We start from the raw sequence: 17,686 nt of genomic DNA on the forward strand, positions 1-17,686 counted from the left end.
TGTCGGTGCGAGTGGTCGTCAGGACGATCAGTGAGCTGTGCATCACCGTGGGTGCTCTGATCGTGCTCTTCGTGGTCTATGTGCTGTTCTGGACCGGTGTGAAGGCCGACAGTGCGATGGACCACCAGATCGATGTGCTCCAGAAGCAGTGGTCGAAGGGTGCGCTGGCCCAGAAGACGCAGGCGCCCTCGGGTGCCCCGGCCACGGCGAGTCCGAAGGCGCCCGCGCCGTACAAGTACGGCAAGCCGTTCGCGGTGATGTACATCCCGCGGCTTGGTTTCACGTGGAACAAGCCCGTGCTCGAAGGCACCGCCACGAGCGTCCTCAAGAAGGGGCTCGGCCACTACAGGGGGACGGCTCAGCTCGGGCAGACGGGGAACTTCTCGGTCGCGGGCCACCGGCGTACGTACGGCGATCCGTTCAAGGATTTTCCCGAGCTGCGGCGTGGCGACGCGGTGGTGCTGACCGACGGGACGACCTGGTTCACGTATCGGATCGACAAAGGCCCTTACAAAACGCTGCCCTCGGACATTGAGGTGATCAACCCTGTGCCACGTAAGTCCGGGTACACGCGTCCGGGGCGCTATCTCACGCTGACCACGTGCGACCCGGAATGGGGACACAGCCACCGGTTGATCGTCTGGGCTCACCTTGATTCCACGCAGCCTGTGGAGGCAGGGAAACCGGAGGCTCTGCGCCGTTAGTCTGGTGCAGTACGGCGTGAGTCCGGTGGTGTGGGATGTGGCTCCGATGCCGTGGTGCGACGGAAGGGACGGCATGTACGGCTGGATCTGGCGGCATCTGCCGGGGAATGTATGGGTGAGGGCGCTGATCTCACTCGTACTGGTCCTCGCGGTGGTCTACGTGCTCTTCCAGTACGTCTTCCCGTGGGCCGAACCGCTGCTTCCCTTCAACGATGTGACGGTGGACAACCAGTGAGCACGCGGATTCTCGTCGTCGACAACTACGACAGCTTCGTCTTCAACCTGGTTCAGTACCTGTATCAGCTGGGCGCCGAGTGCGAGGTGCTGCGCAACGACGAGGTGTCGACGGCGCACGCCCAGGACGGCTTCGACGGGGTGCTTCTGTCGCCGGGTCCGGGCGCTCCTGAGCAGGCCGGGGTCTGTATCGACATGGTCCGGCACTGTGCCGCGACCGGTGTGCCCGTCTTCGGTGTCTGCCTCGGTATGCAGTCGATGCAGGTGGCGTACGGCGGTGTCGTGGATCGTGCGCCCGAGTTGCTGCACGGCAAGACCTCGCTGGTCGAGCACGGGGGCAAGGGGGTCTTCGCGGGCCTGCCGTCCCCCTTCACCGCGACGCGCTACCACTCACTGGCGGCCGAGCCGGAGACGGTCCCGGCCGAGCTGGAGGTCACGGCCCGTACGCACGACGGGATCATCATGGGGCTGCGGCATCGTGAACTCCCGGTCGAGGGCGTGCAGTTCCATCCGGAGTCGGTGCTGACCGAGCATGGCCACCGGATGCTGGCGAACTGGCTGCTGGAGTGCGGCGACAAGGTGGCCGTGGCGAGGTCGGCGGGGCTCGCCCCGGTGGTGGGCAGGGCCACGGCGTGACCGCGCTGCGCCCCGAGCGCGACAGCTCCCCCTATGGCGGCGAGGCCGCGTACGGGGGCGCTGACGCGTTCGAGGGTGCGGGTGCGGGCGCTTTTGAGGCGGCGGTCGGGGGGCTCGCGGATCCGCTGACGGACCCTTTGCCGGTGCCGGGGCAACGGCCGGCGGGGCAGCCGGAGGAGTGGTACGACCCGGAGGGGTACGCGGCCGACTGGTACGCGGGGCAGGAGCCTGCACAGCAGCAGCAACGGCAGCAGGTCCAGCAACCGCAGCAAATGCAGCAGGTTCAACAGCCGCAGCAGGTGCAGCAACCGCAGCAGGTGCAGCAACCGCAGCAGGTGCAGCAACCGCTGCGGCCGTCTCCGCCGTCGTACGGGGAGACGTACTCCCCGCCGTACGAGGAGCCGGTGGCGGTTCCGTACCAGGAGCCGGTCGCCGCTCCGTACGAGGAACCGGTCGTCGCGCCCTTGCCGTTGGACGACGAGACGGTGGCGCTGCGGATCCCGGACGCGCCACGAATAGCTGAGAACGGGCCCACAGCGGCGTCTGGCGGCCGTGCGGCGCGGCGGAAGGCGGCAAGGCGTCAGGGGCGGCGTGGGGGCGCTCAGGAGCCCCAGGAGTCCCAAGGGTCCCAGGAGTCGGCGGAGAAGGCCGCTGAGGGCGCTGAGGCGCCTCTGAGCCGGATGGAGGCCCGGCGGGCGGCGCGGGCGCGCAAGCCCAGTGCGGGTGTCATCGCGAGCCGGGTGATCGGCGAGGTGTTCATCACCACCGGGGTACTGATGCTGCTGTTCGTGACCTACCAGTTGTGGTGGTCGAATGTGCGGGCGCATCAGCAGGCGGGCAGTGCCGCGCACCACCTTCAGCAGGACTGGGCGAGCGGCAAGCGGAGCCCCGGGACCTTCGCGCCGGGGCAGGGCTTCGCGATCCTGCACATCCCGAAGCTGGACGTGGTCACGCCGATCGCCGAGGGCACGAGCAAGACGAAGGTGCTCGACCGCGGGATGGTCGGCCACTACGGCGAGGGCGCCACCAAGACGGCGATGCCGGATGCCAAGACGGGCAACTTCGGGCTCGCGGGGCACCGCAACACGCACGGGGAGCCGTTCCGGTACATCAACCGGCTGAAGCCGGGCGACAAGATCGTGGTCGAGACGCAGGACGATTACTACGTCTACGAGATGACGTCGATCCTGCCGGTGACGAAGCCGAGCAATACGAGTGTGCTCGACCCGATACCGAAGGGTTCGACTTTCACCCAGCCGGGCCGCTACATCACACTGACCACCTGTACGCCGGAATTCACCAGCAAGTACCGGATGATCGTCTGGGGCAAGATGGTTGAGGACCGGCCGCGCAGCAAGGGCAAGCCGGACGCGCTCGTCAGCTGAGAGCACGTGAGACAACCTGAGACAGACCAGACGGGGCAGATGCACAGTGGCAGCGAGGACCGACCACGACGAGCGCGCCGAATCCGGATCCGGAGCCGACACCGACGCCGGGGTGTCCGCATCGCGACGTCGTGGTTCCGGCCGCGTCGCGATGGTGGTCAGCGTCTTTGGTGAACTGCTCATCACCGCGGGTCTGGTGCTCGGCCTGTTCGTCGTCTACTCCCTGTGGTGGACGAACGTCGTCGCGGACCGTGTGGCGGACAAGCAGGGTGACAAGGTCCGCGACAACTGGGCGCAGGACAAGGGTGGTCCGGGTGCTCTGGACACCAAGGACGGCATTGGCTTCCTGCATGTCCCGGCGATGAAGAACGGCGAGGTCCTCGTCAAGAAGGGCACCTCGACGAAGGTCCTCAACGACGGCGTCGCCGGCTACTACACCGACCCGGTCAAGGCCGCGCTCCCGACCACCGGCAAGGACGGCAACTTCACCCTCGCCGCCCACCGCGACGGCCACGGCGCCAAGTTCCACAACATCGACAAGATCAAAAAGGGCGACCCGATCGTCTTCGAGACCAAGGACAAGTGGTACGTCTACAAGGTCTACGACATCCTCCCGGAGACCTCGAAGTACAACGTCAAGGTCCTCCAGCAGGTCCCCAAGCAGTCCGGCAAGAAGAAGCCGGGCCACTACATCACCCTGACGACCTGCACGCCGGTGTACACGTCCCGGTACCGGTATGTGGTGTGGGGGGAGCTGGAGCGCGTGGACAAGGTGGACAGCGACCGGACGCCGCCGAAGGAACTGCGCTGAGGTGACTGAGTTACTGCAAGCAACTCAGTCACCTACGATGCAGAAGGCCCGAAGCCGCAACTTGCTCTTGCGGCTTCGGGCTCTTTCGGTTGTGTCCGGGGACGCCTACTGGAGGACGGACAGTGGAACTCCCGCGCTCCACTTCTCCAGGTGGGCACGGTCCACGAGGGTGACGCCGTAGCTCTCCGCGATGGCACGCGCGTCGGGCGTGAATGATGTCGTGGCGACGAAGAGCGCCACGTCAGCCGCGTGCTGGACGTGTGAAGCGCCGAGGAACTTCTGCAGTTCGCCGCTCCACACCGGGCGGTAGGGCGCGAAGCTCTTGCACTGCGCGACGACTGAGCGGCCGTCGGCGGCGCGCGCGGTGACATCCACTCCCCGGTCGCCCGGGCCGCCGTGCACGATGACGTCCGTACAGCCGTCGCGGCGCAGCAGGACGGCGACGTGGTGCTCGAACTCCCGCCAGTTCATGGCGTCGATGGAGGCCATGATTCCGGTGTACGGGCGCGGACCACGAGTGAGTTCGAGATCGGTGATGCGGGTGTCGTGGTCGCACAGCCGCTGCTCGATCCGTTGGACATCCTCACGGAGGGCGATGAGTTCCCGACGGTGTTCGCCCGAGGTTTCGATCAGGGCGTTGAACATGGGGACGACGGTCTTGCCGAGGATGTGGGTGATGCGCTGGTCGATGCGGTCATCGAGGGTGCGGCTCGTGCCGGAGGCCTGGGTGTCGACTGGGTGAGTGCGCGCCAGGTACTCCATGTCGAGGAGGTAGGTGCGGACCTGGCGGGCGACGTCGCTGTCGCGCAGGAGCATGGCGACGTTGAGGACGGCTCGACGGGACCAGATGGCGAGGCTTGATCGGGGCTGTGGATAACTTCCCGGATAGGAACTCAAGTTGAGTTCCTTAAATTCCAGCAGCTCAGAGCCCCGCAACACCCGCAAGCCGTTGGACTCCAGCTCCTGCCTGTGTCGACTGAGCAAGTTGTTGATCACAGTATCGGCGACTTCGAAGTACGCCGCGACCATAGCCGTAGTCACATGCATGCCGTCCGGCAGCAGCGACAGTGCTTTGACCTTGTCGAGTACTTCCGTGCGTTGCAGCACGCTGTCCCGCAGAGTCTTCGATTCCAGCAGAGCCGCTTCGGCGATCATGTACTGCCCCTTTTTGCTCGTGTCGTGGCCGTGTGGCCGGGGCAGAGCTGTGCTTCCCCGCCCCATGCCTTCAACGAGTCGGGAAGTAGGAAGATACGGTCGAATCTCGTACAGAAGGTCGTATTGGTCAGGGCGGCGCGCTGAACGAGCTGTGCCCCGCCCGGAGAGTTCCGGGCGGGGCACAGTCGTGTTCAGGCGGGGCTTCAGCCGGTGGTGCCGCCGAAGATGTTGGTGCCGCCATTGTTGTTGCCGTTGCCGCCCGCCGCGGTCAGGTTGATCACGGTGCCCGGGTTGACCGGAGTGCCGGCCTGCGGGTCCGTGCTGATGACGATGGCGTTGTCGTCCTGGGAGCCGCTGATGTTGCCGACGGTCAGGCCCGCGGCCTCGATGGCCTTCTTGGCGTCCTTGAGGCTCCCGCCCGCCACAGTCGGCACGGCGACCTGCGCCTTGGCCTTGCCGATCTGGATCGTGACCGTGGAGCCGGGGTCGGCCTGAGCGTTGGCCTGCGGGGAGGTCTGGATGACCTTGCCGACGAGGTTGGCGTCGTCGGTCTCCACCTCGGTGCACGAGGCGACGAGCTTGCTGGCCGTCATCTGTGCCGTGGCCTCGTCACAGGTCTTGCCGGTGACGTCGGGGACCGTGACCTGCTGCTTCTTCTTGGCGACGGTGAGGGTGATCGTCGATCCCTTCTGCACCTCCGCGCCGAGCTCCGGGTTCTGCTTCAGGACGAGGTTCTCGGTCTCCGTGGATTCCTCGTACTTCGTCTTGATCCTGAACTGGTACTTGTCGGCCCCGAGGATCGACGTGGCCTCGTCCAGGGTCTTGCCGGTGACGTTGGGTACGACCACCTTCGGCGCCCCGGTCGACACCACCAGATTGATCGTGTCGCCCTTCTTCACCAACGTGCCCGCCGTCGGATCCTGCGAGCAGACGTTGCCCTTGGGCTCCTCCTCGCAGGCCTTGTTCTTGCGCACGAGTGTCAGATCGCGGTTCTCCGCCATCTTCTTGGCCTCGTCGTACGTCTGGCTCACGAAGTTGGGGGCCTTGAACGTGTCGTTGCCCGCGTTCTTGCCGCTGAACGCCCACTTGCCGATCAGGATCGCGCCGACGAGGACGAGGACGCCTGCCACGACCAGGAGGATCGTCGAGGTGTTCGACTTCTTCTGGCGGCGGCGGTCGGGGCGGTCGTCGTAGCCGTAGCCGCCGTCGTCCGGGTTCATCGGGGGGAGCATGGACGTGGCCTGGGCGTCCGTGGAGCGCAGGGCGGTCGTCGGCTGGTCGTCGGGGTAGCCGCCGTAGCCGACGGAGCCCATGGCGGCGGTGGCCGCGACGGGCTGGCCGTCGAGGCAGGCCTCGATGTCGGCGCGCATCTCGTCGGCGGACTGGTAGCGGTAGTCCGGGTCCTTGACCAGGGCCTTCAGGACGATCGCGTCCATCTCAGGCGTGATCTCGGGGTCGAAGACGGACGGGGGCTGCGGCTCCTCACGTACGTGCTGGTACGCCACCGCGACCGGGGAGTCCCCGATGAACGGCGGGCGGACCGTCAGGAGCTCGTACAGGAGGCAGCCGGTCGAGTAGAGGTCGCTTCGCGCGTCCACCTGCTCGCCCTTCGCCTGCTCCGGCGAGAGGTACTGCGCCGTGCCGATGACGGCGGCCGTCTGCGTCATGGTCATGCCGACGTCGCCCATCGCGCGGGCGATGCCGAAGTCCATGACCTTGACCTGGCCGTTGCGCGTCAGCATGACGTTGGCCGGCTTGATGTCGCGGTGGACGATGCCGGCGCGGTGGGAGTACTCCAGGGCCTGGAGGATCCCGATGGTCATCTCCAGCGTGCGCTCGGGCAGCAGTTTGCGCCCTGAGTGCAGCAGCTCGCGCAGCGTGGACCCGTCGACGTACTCCATCACGATGTACGGGATGGAGGTCCCGTCGATGTAGTCCTCACCCGTGTCGTACACGGCGACGATCGCGGGATGGTTGAGCGAGGCGGCCGACTGGGCCTCCCGGCGGAAGCGGGCCTGGAACGACGGGTCGCGTGCGAGGTCGGCCCGCAGCGTCTTCACCGCCACCTGACGGCCGAGCCGGGTGTCATGCGCGAGGTAGACCTCGGCCATGCCACCACGGCCGAGCACGTGGCCCAGCTCGTACCGGCCGCCGAGGCGACGCGGCTCTTCCATAGCTACCTACCAGCCCTCTCCGTCGGTCCCGACCGCACCTTTGTGTGGTCCGGCGGTGTGCCGTCCGGGCATACCGTACCCGGCTCGCCTTCTGTGACCTGGCCAAGACCGTCACCCGTGACAGGACCGGTATCGCAACGTGCACCGATGTGAAGGGGACGTGAGCGGGGTCACTTCTTGCTGTCGATGACTGCCTTCATCACGTCCCTTGCGATGGGGGCGGCGAGACCGCCGCCGGAGATGTCGTCACGGTTGGCGCTGCCGTCCTCGACGACGACGGCCACGGCGACCGGCGAGCTGTTGTCGCTGAGCTTGGCGTACGAGATGAACCAGGCGTACGGCTTCTCGCTGTTGTCGACGCCGTGCTGGGCGGTGCCGGTCTTGCCGCCGACGGTGACGCCGCCCTCGTTGATCTGGGCGTTCTTGCCGGTGCCGCTCTTGACGACCGTCTCCATCATCGACTGGAGGATCTGGGCGTTCTTCTCGGAGAGCGGCTGGCTCAGCTTCTGGGGCTCGGTCTGCGAGATGACGTCCAGGCTCGGGGCCTGGAGCTTGTCGACCATGTAGGGCTTCATCAGCGTGCCGTCGTTGGCGACGGCGGAGGCGACCATGGCCATCTGGAGCGGGGTCGCGGCGGTGTTGTACTGGCCGATCGAGGACAGCGCGGTCTGCGACTTGTTCATGTTGTCGGAGAAGACCGACGCGTTGGAGCGGACCGGGGTGAACTGCTCGGAGCCGAAGCCGAACTTCTTGGCCTCTTCCAGCATCTTGTCGTTGCCGAGGTCCGAGCCGATCTTGCCGAAGACGCTGTTGCAGGAGACCCGGAGGGCGGTGCGCAGGGTGGCGTTCTTGCAGGGGAGGTTGCCCTCGTTGGGCAGCACGGTGGTGGTGCCCGGCATGGTCCACGGGTCCGGCGAGGTGGTGTTGGTGTCCGCGTCGGGGACCAGCCCGTTCTCCAGGGCGGCGGCCGCGGTGACGACCTTGAAGGTGGAGCCCGGCGGGTAGGTCTCGCGCAGCGCCCGGTTGAGCATCGGGTCGTCGGCGTTGTTCTTCTTCTGGAGCTTGTTCCAGGCCTTGGCGTCCGTCGACGTGGAGTTCCCGGCGAACGTCGACGGGTCGTACGACGGGGTGGAGGCCAGCGCCAGGATCGCGCCGGTGGACGGGTCGATCGCGGCGACGGCGCCCTTCTTGTCGCCCAGGCCCTCGAAGGCGGCCTTCTGCGCGGCGGCGTTGAGGGTGGTGACGACGTTGCCGCCCTGCTTCTTCTTGCCGGTGATCATGTCGAGGGTGTTGCGGAAGAAGAGCCGGTCGTCGTTGCCGGTGAGGATGCCGTCCTCGATCTTCTCGAGCTGGCTGGCGTCGAAGGCCTGTGAGGCGTACCCGGTGACGGGCGCCCACATCGCGCCGTCCTTGTAGGTGCGCTTGTACTCGTAGTCGCCTGTCTTGGACTTGACGGACCCGGTGATCGGGTTGCCGTCGACGATGATGTCGCCGCGCGGGGTGGCGTACCGCTCGATGTTCACGCGGCGGTTGGCCGTGTCGGTGCGCAGTTCGTCGGCCTTGACGTACTGGAGCCAGTTGTCGCGGATGAGCAGGGCGAGGACGAGGAGCCCGCAGAAGATGGCGATCCGGCGCAGGGGCTTGTTCACGGGCGGACCACCTGGGTCATCTCGGCGTCGGGGTTGGGGGCGGGAGCGGGTGCCGGGCGGCGCGCGGTGTCGCTGATGCGGATCAGGATGGCGATCAGGGCCCAGTTGGCGATGACGGAGGAACCGCCGGAGGCGAGGAACGGCATGGTCATACCGGTCAGCGGGATCAGGCCCATGACGCCGCCGGCGACGACGAAGACCTGGAGTCCGAAGGCGCCGGACAGGCCGACGGCGAGGAGCTTGCCGAACGGGTCGCGGGCGGCGAGGGCGGTGCGGATGCCGCGCTCCACGATCAGGCCGTAGATCAGCAGGATCGCCATGACGCCGGCCAGGCCCAGCTCCTCGCCGAAGGTGGCGAGGATGAAGTCGGAGTTGGCGGCGAACCGGATGAGTTCGGAGTGGCCCTGGCCGAGGCCGGTGCCGAGGGTGCCGCCGGAGCCGAAGGCCCACAGGGCCTGCATGGCCTGCTCGGAGTGGACGACGCCGTCGTTGACCCCGGACTGGCTGAGCAGGTATTCGTGCATCGGGTCGAGCCAGGCCTGTACACGCGTCTGGACGTGCGGTTCGAAGCTCGCCACGCCGACCGCGCCGGCCGCGGACATCAGCAGACCGAAGACGATCCAGCTGGTCCGCTCGGTGGCGACGTACAGCATGATGATGAACATTCCGAAGAACAGCAGCGATGTACCGAGGTCGGTCTCGAAGACCAGGATGAGGATCGAGATCATCCAGACGACGATGATCGGGCCGAGGTCGCGGCCGCGTGGCAGGTACAGGCCCATGAAGCGGCGGCTGGCGAGGGCGAGCGCGTCGCGCTTGACCATCAGGTAGCCGGCGAAGAAGACCGCCAGGACGATCTTCGCGAACTCGCCGGGCTGGATGGAGAATCCGGCGACCGAGATCCAGATCTTGGCGCCGTAGGTGATGTCGGCGCCGAGGCCGGGGACCAGCGGGAGCAGCAGCAGGAACAGTGCGCCGACCATGGAGATGTAGGTGTAGCGCTGCAGGACGCGGTGGTCCTTGAGGAAGATCAGCACGACGGCGAACAGGGCGATGGCCAGCGCGGTGTACATCAGTTGGCGCGGCGCGGCGCTGCCTGCCTGGCCGATCGACTGGAGCAGTTTGGACTGGTCGAGCCGCCAGATGACCACCAGGCCGAGCCCGTTGAGGAGCGTGGCCAGCGGCAGCAGCAGCGGGTCCGCGTACGGGGCGAACTTCCGTACGACGAGGTGGGCGACGCCGGCCAGCAGGCCGAGGCCCAGGCCGTAGCTCAGCAGGCCGGTGGGCACCTTGTCGTCGATGGCCAGGCCCACGTTGGCGTAGGCGAAGACCGGGATGACGACGGCGAACACCAGCAGTGCCAGCTCGGTGTTGCGCCGGCTCGGTGCGCCGATCGAACCGATCGTGGACGTGTGGTGCGTCGGCGTGTTCGTACTACTGCTCATCGTGTGACAGGGCCCCTCACGGCTGCTTACTGCTTACCGCACAGCGAGACCAGCTTCTGCTCTTCGGTGGAGAGGCTGGGGCCGGGTGTGGGAGTGGGTGCGGTCGTGGACTTGGAGGACGACGGTGCCGAGCTCGTGGGGGTCGGGCTCGGGCTGGACGTGGCCTTGGACGTCAGGGAGGTCTGAGTGGTTCCCGTGGTTCCGCCGGCCTCGCCCTCGCCGGTCTTGGAGTTGTTCTCGGTCTCGGCGGCGCGGCGCTGGGCGTCCTTCTTGCACGCGGAGGCCTGCACGGCGAGTTCGTCGATCTTGGAGGTGGCGTCGCTGAGGCCGCCTTCGGCGATGGTCGCCTTGACCTGCTTCTGCTGGTAGGGCGGCAGGTACTTGAGTTCGATCTCGGGGTGGTCCTTCTCCACCTGCGAGAGCGAGACCCAGGCCAGGTCCTGGCTGATGCCCCGGTACAGCGCGACGTGTTCGCCCTTGGTGCCGACGTAGTACTGCGTCTGGGTCCAGCGGTAGCCGCCGTACAGGCCGCCGCCGATCACGGCGAGCGCGAGGGTGATGTAGAGGGTTCTCTTCAGCCACTTGCGTCCGGCGCGCGGCTTGACGAAGTCCTCGTCGGAGTAGTCGCCGAAGCCGCCGGTGGGTACGTAGCCGGTGGTGTCGCCGCTGCCGGGCGGGCCGAACTCGCCGCCGCCCTGTCCGGGCACCGGGCGGCCGAGGTGGGAGGCGCGGCCCGCGGGCGTCTGCATGGCGCCGTTGTCGTGCAGCTGGAGCTGGTTCTCGGCGACCGCGCCGACGACGACGGGGGTGTCGGAGAGCTGCCCGGCGAGGGTGTCTCCGGAGTCGATGTCGAGGACGTCGGCGACGATGACGGTGATGTTGTCGGGGCCGCCGCCGCGCAGCGCGAGCTGGATGAGCTCCTGCACGGTCTCCTGCGGGCCCTGGTAGCTGGCGAGGGTGTCTTCCATCGTCTGGTGGGAGACGACGCCGCTGAGGCCGTCGGAGCAGATCAAGTAGCGGTCGCCGGCGCGGACTTCGCGGATGGAGAGGTCGGGCTCGACGTGGTCGCCGCTGCCCAGCGCGCGCATGAGGAGGGACCTCTGCGGGTGGGTGGTGGCTTCCTCTTCGGTGATGCGTCCCTCGTCGACGAGGCGCTGCACCCAGGTGTGGTCCTGGGTGATCTGCGTCAGTACGCCGTCACGCAGCAGGTAGGCGCGGGAGTCGCCGACGTGGACGAGGCCGAGGCGCTGGCCGGTCCACAGCAGGGCGGTGAGCGTGGTGCCCATGCCTTCGAGCTGGGGGTCTTCCTCGACCATCATGCGCAGCTGGTCGTTGGCGCGCTGCACGGCGGTGCCGAGCGAGGTGAGGATGTCGGAGCCGGGCACGTCGTCGTCGAGCGCGACGATCGTGGAGATCACCTCGGAGCTGGCGACCTCACCGGCGGCCTGGCCGCCCATCCCGTCGGCGATCGCGAGCAGACGGGGACCGGCGTAGCCGGAGTCCTCGTTGCCCTCGCGGATCATGCCTTTGTGCGATCCGGCGGCGAAGCGCAGTGACAGACTCATGCGCACCTCGCCCGTCGGCTCCGGGTACATCCGCACGGTGCCCACCCTCCGGTCGGGAGCGCGCCGGGGTCCGTCGTGTGGACCGCCGCTGCGTGCTCGCTCCGCTCGCGCTCATTCATGACGTAGCACTACTTCCGCAGCTCGATGACGGTCTTGCCGATGCGGATCGGCGCGCCCAGCGGAATGGGCGTGGGAGTCGTCAGCCGGCTCCGGTCGAGATACGTGCCGTTGGTGGAGCCGAGGTCTTCGACGATCCACTGGCCGTCCCGGTCCGGGTAGATCCTGGCATGGCGGCTGGACGCGTAGTCGTCGTCCAGGACGATGGTGCTGTCGTGGGCGCGGCCGAGTGTGATGGTCTGCCCCTGGAGTGCCACCGTCGTACCCGTGAGGGTGCCTTCGGAGACGACCAGTTTGGTGGGGGCGCCGCGGCGTTGCCGGCCGCCGCCGCCGCTGGGTGCGGCCTGCTGGCGCTGCTGCGGCGGCGCGGACTGGCGCGCTGCCGGCTGCTGCCTGGAGGCGTCCCGGCGCGAGCCGCGCTGTGTGACGCGCGTTCCGAACAGGTCGCTGCGGATGACCTGCACGGCCACGATCACGAACAGCCACAGTACGGCCAGGAAACCCAGCCGCATGACCGTGAGGGTCAGCTCTGACATTGCCCCCGCTTCACCCTTCGGCTTGCCGGTAAATGATGGTGGTGCTGCCCACGACGATCCGCGAGCCGTCGCGGAGCGTAGCGCGGGTGGTGTGCTGCCCGTCCACCACGATGCCGTTGGTGGACCCGAGATCCTGGATCGTCGAGGGCGTTCCGGTCCGGATCTCACAGTGCCGGCGGGATACGCCGGGGTCGTCGATCCGCACGTCGGCTTCGGTGCTGCGGCCCAGCACCAGCGTCGGGCGTGAGATCTGATGGCGGGTGCCGTTGATCTCGATCCAGTGCCGCATGCGGGTGCCGGGCTGTGCGCCCGCTGCCGCGGCGGGCCGCTGGCCCATGGGCGCGGGTCCGGGGCGGCCGCCGGGCGGCGGCGCGGACGGCATGGGGGGAGCGGCCGCGGGCGGGTAGCCGTAGCCACCCTGGCCCTGGCCGCGCGGGGCTGCCGGGGCGGGGCCCGCGGGGGCGCGCTCGGGAGCCTGCTGGTTGCTGGAGGACGCGAGCGTACGGCTGCGTACCCGGTACAGGCCGGTGTCGAGGTCGTCGGCCTTCTCCAGGTGGACCTTGATGGGGCCCATGAAGGTGTAGCGCTGCTGCTTGGCGTAGTCGCGCACCATGCCGGCGAGTTCGTCGCCGAGCTGGCCGGAGTAGGGGCTGAGGCGCTCGAAGTCCGGTGCGCTCAGCTCCACGATGAAGTCATTGGGGACGACGGTCCGCTCGCGGTTCCAGATGGTCGCGTTGTTGTCGCACTCCCGCTGGAGCGCTCCCGCGATCTCCACCGGCTGGACCTCGGACTTGAACACCTTGGCGAAGGTGCCGTTGACCAGACCTTCGAGACGCTGCTCGAACTTCTTCAGGACTCCCATGGGGCACCTCCTCCTTCGTAGCCGTCCTGGTACAGCTTGCTGTCGTCTTCGTCTTCCTGATCCCGCTGGTCTTGCTCGTACTGCTTACTGATCGTATCCACGCGTCGGGAAATCGGCTGGTTCCCCCTGTCGGCCCGGTCGACGGTTGTCGACGGCTTCCGAAGTCCCCTCCCGAGGTTCCCTCCGGGACACCTCTTCGAACTCGTCCCGGCACTACTCCTGCCATGGATCGTAGAGGCGCCCCACGACCAGTGTCCCGCACCTGACTGTGCGGCCCGTCCGGCTTCTGGGGAGATGCGCTGGACCGGTACGAGGTTGATACGTGAACCGGTTCTGGCTGAGACGTGCGGCGGGCGCCGGGGCCGGTACGGGGGAGGTGGCCTGCGCGGGAGCACCCGCGGGGTGGGTGTGGGGGTGGTGGAAAGGGATGTGATTCCACCCCTGGCAGCGTGCTAATCTTCTCGATGTCGGCAGGCGCTCGCACCACTTGGTGAGAGACGGACGACACAGCAAATGCGCGAGTGGCGGAATGGCAGACGCGCTGGATTCAGGTTCCAGTGCCCGCAAGGGCGTGGGGGTTCAACTCCCCCCTCGCGCACAAGAGGGAACGGGTCCCACCAGAGACGAAAGTCCTGGCGGGGCCCGTTTCTCGTTGTTCGCAGTTCGTACGGGCGGCCCCGACGGTGAGGTATCTCACGGTCGGGGCCTTCGTCGTCGGTGCGTGTCAGTGCCGTGCGCCGAGGTGTGCGACCCGGTGGGGCCGGCCGGGAGCAACTGCCGGGGAACGCTGGGCGATACGGGCGCGGGTTTCCCTGCTTTTTGTCGAGGAAGTGGATGACCATGGATCTCAAGCAGGAGCGAGCGGTCCGCACCCGCAATCAGATCCTGCGGGCAGCCGCCGAGGTGTGCGACGAGAACGGCTACGACGGCGCGAGTGTCTCCAGCATCGTCAGGCGCGCCGGGCTGACGCTGGGAGCCCTGTACTTCCACTTCGAGTCCAAGCAGGCCCTGGCCGAAGCCGTGATGAACTCCCAGCCGCAGGCCATCGAGCCGCGACTGCACTCCGAAGGACTGCAGCGGCTGGTCGACATCACCCTCGTGTGGGCCCACCGCCTGCAGATCGACCCCATGCTGCGTGCCGGCGTCCGCCTGGCCGTCGAGCAGGGCCGTTTCGGCATGAGCGACGTGACCTCCTTCGAGGACTGGAAGCAGATCATGACCGGCCATCTGGAGACGGCCAGGGCCGAGGGAGACCTGCGCGACGGCGTCCTCCCCCGGACGGTCGCGCACTTCGTGGTCGGAGCCTGCACCGGAATCCAGCTGTACTCGCAGCTGCTGACCGGGCGGGCCGATCTCATGGACCGCACCTGTGACATGTGGCAGCTGCTGCTGCCCGGCATCGCCACACTGGAGGCGACGGGCACGGATCGTCGTCGCCCCCGAGCGCGGAGCCGTCGAGTGACGCCTGGCCGAAGCGGTTCCGGGGCCGCCGACGCGGCCCGCCCACAACGCCACATCACTGTCACCGGGGCCACCGGCACCGTGTGACGCCTTGTGGCGCGGCGGCTTGCCGGCCTGACCTGGACCCTGTTGCGCCCGAGGTCCTTCATGACGCACACGCACCCCGCCCGGCGGGGAGCGGTTACGCCGCGAGGCGCTCGGCGAGCTCCTTGGCCTTGGCGGCCGCGTCGTCGAGGGCCTTGGTGCGGGAGGCCTCGAAGAGGGGGATCAGCTCGGACATCGCCGGGTTGTGCGGCGCCATCGTGAGCTCCGGGACGATGAAGTCGAGGTCCAGGGCGAGCGTGTCGCGCAGGATGGCCTCCAGGTAGTTCTGCACGTACTCGTAGGGCTCGCGCGGGGTGCCCGGCGCGTAGGAGCCGCCGCGGCTGGCGACGACGGTGACCGGGGTGCCCTTCACCTTCGACTCCTCGGTCATGGCGGTGCGGCCGATGAGGAGCACGTTGTCCAGCCACGCCTTGAGGGTCGAGGGGATCGCGAAGTTGTACATGGGCGCGCCGATCAGGATCGCGTCCGCCCGCTCCAGCTCCTCGATGAGCCGTACGCGCTCGGCGAAGGCGGCGGCCTGCTCCGGGGTGTGGGTGTCCGGAGCGGCGAAACCGGCGGTGTGGGCGTCGGCGTTGATGTGCGGCACGGGGTTCGTGGCGAGGTCGCGGTAGATCACCGTGCCCTCCGGGTGCTGCTCCTCCCAGGCCTTGCGGAAGGCGTCCGTCACCGCGCGGGAGGTGGAGGCGGAGCCCGGGAACACGGAGGAGTCGATGTGGAGGAGGGTGGCCATGGGGTTCTCCAGATAAGAGGTGCTGCGGGAGCCCGGGGATGAGCTTCCCTTTCGTACTGGACTATAGATAACACAGCTACTTACTTTTTTTCATCTCCCTACGTGGACCCAGTACCCTGGACCCATGCCGGAACGGGGAAGCCACGACGCAGGCGCGTGCCAGAAGGTCGACGACGGCATGGCGCGGGTGTTCCAACTGCTCGGAAAGCGCTGGACAGGCCTGGTCGTGGCCGTCCTGCTGCAACGCCCCGTCCACTTCGCCGAACTGCGCAGAGCGATCCCCGGCATCAGCGAACGGATGCTCTCGGACCGGCTCACCGAACTCGGCGCGGCAGGCCTGGTCGTGCGCGAAGTCGACGAAGGCCCCCCGCTGCGGGTGTCGTACCGCCTGACGGAGGCGGGAGCCGCACTGGAACCCGCGCTCAAGGAGCTGGGGTCGTGGGCGGAGAGGTATCTGCCGGAGAGCGGGCAGTGCCCGGGGTAGCCCCGGAAGCGGTGGCTGTCCTTCTGTGACGGCGGAGTTGTCCACAGGCTCTGCCGTCGAGTTGTCCACAGGGTCTGACGCGTTTCGGCGACCGGCTGTACGGTCAGCACGAGTTGATGTTCGTGCACGGGGGAGGCGGTCGGAGTGACCGAGCTCGGTACAGCGGTTCCGGCGCAGCAGACGCGGCAGGACCAGCAGCAGGAGCCCACGGCTTTGGGGGTACGGCGATTCGCGGTGCCGGGATTCGCCGCGTGGCCCGCGCAGGGATCGCCCAAAGAAGAGGGGAAGGCGCTGCGCGGGCCGGTGCCGCGCGAGGCGCACGCCGAACTGACGGCGGACACCGGCCGGCCGGACGCCGTGACCGCGGTCCAGGAGTCCAACCTCGGCCGTATCCCCGAACTCACCCCGATACGGGTCGGCAGGATGGCGGCCACCCCCTTCGCGTTCCTGCGCGGTTCGGCAGGCCTCATGGCGTACGACCTCGCACGCACCCCCGTGACCGGCATCGGCGCCCAGATATGCGGTGACGCGCACGCGGCGAACTTCGGCCTGTACGGGGACGCGCGCGGCGGCCTCGTCATCGATCTGAACGACTTCGACGAGACGGTCCACGGCCCCTGGGAGTGGGACCTGAAGCGGCTCGCCACCTCGCTGGTGCTCGCGGGCCGCGAGGCCGGGGCGGACGAGGACACGTGCCGGGCCGCCGCGCACGACACCGTGGGCTCCTACCGCCGCACCATGCGCCTGCTGGCCAAGCTGCCGGTACTGGACGCGTGGAACGCGATCGCCGACGAGGAACTCGTCTCGCACACCGACGCCCACGATCTGCTCGGCACCCTGGAGCGGGTCTCGGAGAAGGCGCGGGCCAACACCAGCGGACGCTTCGCCGCGAAGTCGACGCAGGCGGTGGACGGCGGCGGCCGCCGGTTCGTGGACGCGCCGCCGGTGCTGCGCCGGGTACCCGACGCGGAGGCGGCCGCGGTCGCCGCGTCCCTGGAGCAGTACCTGACGACGCTCTCCGAGGACCGCCTCCCGCTCCTCGCCCGGTACGCGGTGCACGACGTCGCCTTCCGTGTCGTCGGCACCGGCAGCGTGGGCACCCGCTCCTACGTCGTGCTGCTCCTGGACCACCGCGGCGAACCCCTCGTCCTCCAGGTGAAGGAGGCCCGCGCCTCGGCGCTGCTCCCGCACCTGGCGACGGCCGGGCACGCGATACCCGAGGTGCAGCACGAGGGCCGCCGTGTGGTCCTCGGCCAGAAGCGCATGCAGGTCGTCAGCGACATCCTGCTGGGCTGGACCACGGTCGACGGCCGCCCCTTCCAGGTACGCCAGTTCCGCAACCGCAAGGGCAGCGTCGACCCCGCCGCCCTCGCCGCCGACCAGATAGACGACTACGCCCGCATGACCGGCGCCCTCCTCGCCCGCGCCCACGCCCACAGCGCCGACCCCCGCCTCATCGCCGGCTACTGCGGCAAGAACGAGGAACTGGACGAGGCCGTCGCGACGTTCGCCGTGGCGTACGCGGACCGGACGGAGGCGGATCACGCGGAGCTGGTGGAGGCGGTGCGGAGCGGGCGGATCGAGGGGGAGATGGGGGTCTGAGTAGGGGGAGGCCGGGCGGGAGGGAAGGGGG

General features: G+C 68.3%; 16 protein-coding genes and 1 tRNA gene. 9 read left to right on the forward strand and 8 right to left on the reverse strand.

Annotation, left to right across the window (positions count from 1 at the left end; all coding sequences use genetic code 11):
* Nucleotides 1-5 precede the first annotated feature (5 nt).
* From AB5J50_RS25590 to AB5J50_RS25610, 5 genes are all read left to right on the forward strand, one after another.
* Entirely contained in the window at nt 6-704 is a 699-nt protein-coding gene (locus tag AB5J50_RS25590; RefSeq protein ID WP_369260634.1) for a class E sortase, read from the forward strand.
* A 46-nt stretch (nt 705-750) separates the two neighbouring features.
* Nucleotides 751-939 (forward strand): hypothetical protein, encoded by a 189-nt coding sequence (locus AB5J50_RS25595; RefSeq protein WP_327435107.1) that lies wholly within the window; start codon nt 751-753, stop codon nt 937-939.
* The gene (locus AB5J50_RS25600; protein WP_327430118.1) at nt 936-1,574 is read left to right on the forward strand and encodes an aminodeoxychorismate/anthranilate synthase component II; all 639 of its coding nucleotides are present in this window, start codon (nt 936-938) and stop codon (nt 1,572-1,574) included. Before AB5J50_RS25595 ends, AB5J50_RS25600 begins: the two co-directional genes overlap by 4 nt.
* Complete coding sequence (locus AB5J50_RS25605; protein ID WP_369260635.1) at nt 1,571-2,959, forward strand: class E sortase; 1,389 nt, start codon at nt 1,571-1,573, stop codon at nt 2,957-2,959. Before AB5J50_RS25600 ends, AB5J50_RS25605 begins: the two co-directional genes overlap by 4 nt.
* A gap of 112 nt (nt 2,960-3,071) precedes the next feature.
* Nucleotides 3,072-3,770, forward strand: coding sequence for a class E sortase (locus tag AB5J50_RS25610; RefSeq protein ID WP_369265511.1), 699 nt, complete (start codon nt 3,072-3,074; stop codon nt 3,768-3,770).
* Between the two features lie 105 nt (nt 3,771-3,875).
* On the opposite strand, the gene AB5J50_RS25615 is transcribed toward AB5J50_RS25610, so the two are convergent.
* The 7 genes from AB5J50_RS25615 to AB5J50_RS25645 all read right to left on the reverse strand — a co-directional run bounded on the left by AB5J50_RS25615 (nt 3,876) and on the right by AB5J50_RS25645 (nt 13,273).
* Nucleotides 3,876-4,925: a restriction endonuclease gene (locus AB5J50_RS25615; protein ID WP_369260636.1), complete on the reverse strand. Its 1,050-nt coding sequence runs from the start codon at nt 4,923-4,925 to the stop codon at nt 3,876-3,878.
* Nucleotides 4,926-5,128: 203 nt separating this feature from the next.
* Nucleotides 5,129-7,099 (reverse strand): Stk1 family PASTA domain-containing Ser/Thr kinase, encoded by a 1,971-nt coding sequence (pknB, locus tag AB5J50_RS25620; protein WP_369260637.1) that lies wholly within the window; start codon nt 7,097-7,099, stop codon nt 5,129-5,131.
* Between the two features lie 170 nt (nt 7,100-7,269).
* Nucleotides 7,270-8,748: a penicillin-binding transpeptidase domain-containing protein gene (locus AB5J50_RS25625; protein ID WP_369260638.1), complete on the reverse strand. Its 1,479-nt coding sequence runs from the start codon at nt 8,746-8,748 to the stop codon at nt 7,270-7,272.
* Nucleotides 8,745-10,193 (reverse strand): FtsW/RodA/SpoVE family cell cycle protein, encoded by a 1,449-nt coding sequence (locus tag AB5J50_RS25630; RefSeq protein ID WP_327430123.1) that lies wholly within the window; start codon nt 10,191-10,193, stop codon nt 8,745-8,747. Before AB5J50_RS25630 ends, AB5J50_RS25625 begins: the two co-directional genes overlap by 4 nt.
* A 26-nt stretch (nt 10,194-10,219) precedes the next feature.
* On the reverse strand, nt 10,220-11,788 hold the full coding sequence (locus AB5J50_RS25635) for a Stp1/IreP family PP2C-type Ser/Thr phosphatase (protein WP_369265512.1): 1,569 nt from the start codon (nt 11,786-11,788) through the stop codon (nt 10,220-10,222).
* A gap of 98 nt (nt 11,789-11,886) precedes the next feature.
* A complete protein-coding gene (locus AB5J50_RS25640; RefSeq protein ID WP_369260639.1) occupies nt 11,887-12,411 on the reverse strand; it encodes an FHA domain-containing protein in 525 nt (174 codons plus the stop codon).
* A 10-nt stretch (nt 12,412-12,421) separates the two neighbouring features.
* On the reverse strand, nt 12,422-13,273 hold the full coding sequence (locus tag AB5J50_RS25645; RefSeq protein ID WP_369260640.1) for an FhaA domain-containing protein: 852 nt from the start codon (nt 13,271-13,273) through the stop codon (nt 12,422-12,424).
* 515 nt (nt 13,274-13,788) lie between these two features.
* On the opposite strand from AB5J50_RS25645, the gene AB5J50_RS25650 reads away from it, so the two are divergent.
* Nucleotides 13,789-13,871: transfer RNA gene (locus tag AB5J50_RS25650), tRNA-Leu, on the forward strand.
* Between the two features lie 236 nt (nt 13,872-14,107).
* Nucleotides 14,108-14,821 carry a ScbR family autoregulator-binding transcription factor gene (locus AB5J50_RS25655; protein WP_369260641.1) on the forward strand — a complete coding sequence of 238 codons (714 nt, stop codon included), beginning with the start codon at nt 14,108-14,110 and terminating at the stop codon, nt 14,819-14,821.
* Nucleotides 14,822-14,915: 94 nt separating this feature from the next.
* Here AB5J50_RS25655 and AB5J50_RS25660 read toward each other — a convergent pair whose 3' ends face one another.
* Nucleotides 14,916-15,569, reverse strand: a complete 654-nt coding sequence (locus AB5J50_RS25660; protein WP_327430126.1) for an NAD(P)H-dependent oxidoreductase — start codon at nt 15,567-15,569, stop codon at nt 14,916-14,918.
* Between the two features lie 124 nt (nt 15,570-15,693).
* Between AB5J50_RS25660 and AB5J50_RS25665 the strand changes: the two genes are divergently transcribed.
* Nucleotides 15,694-16,053: a winged helix-turn-helix transcriptional regulator gene (locus AB5J50_RS25665; protein WP_369260642.1), complete on the forward strand. Its 360-nt coding sequence runs from the start codon at nt 15,694-15,696 to the stop codon at nt 16,051-16,053.
* Between the two features lie 234 nt (nt 16,054-16,287).
* Entirely contained in the window at nt 16,288-17,655 is a 1,368-nt protein-coding gene (locus AB5J50_RS25670; RefSeq protein WP_369265513.1) for a DUF2252 domain-containing protein, read from the forward strand.
* Nucleotides 17,656-17,686: the final 31 nt, after the last annotated feature.

It is taken from the genome of Streptomyces sp. R35, assembly GCF_041053035.1.
Lineage (GTDB): Bacteria > Actinomycetota > Actinomycetes > Streptomycetales > Streptomycetaceae > Streptomyces > Streptomyces lutosisoli.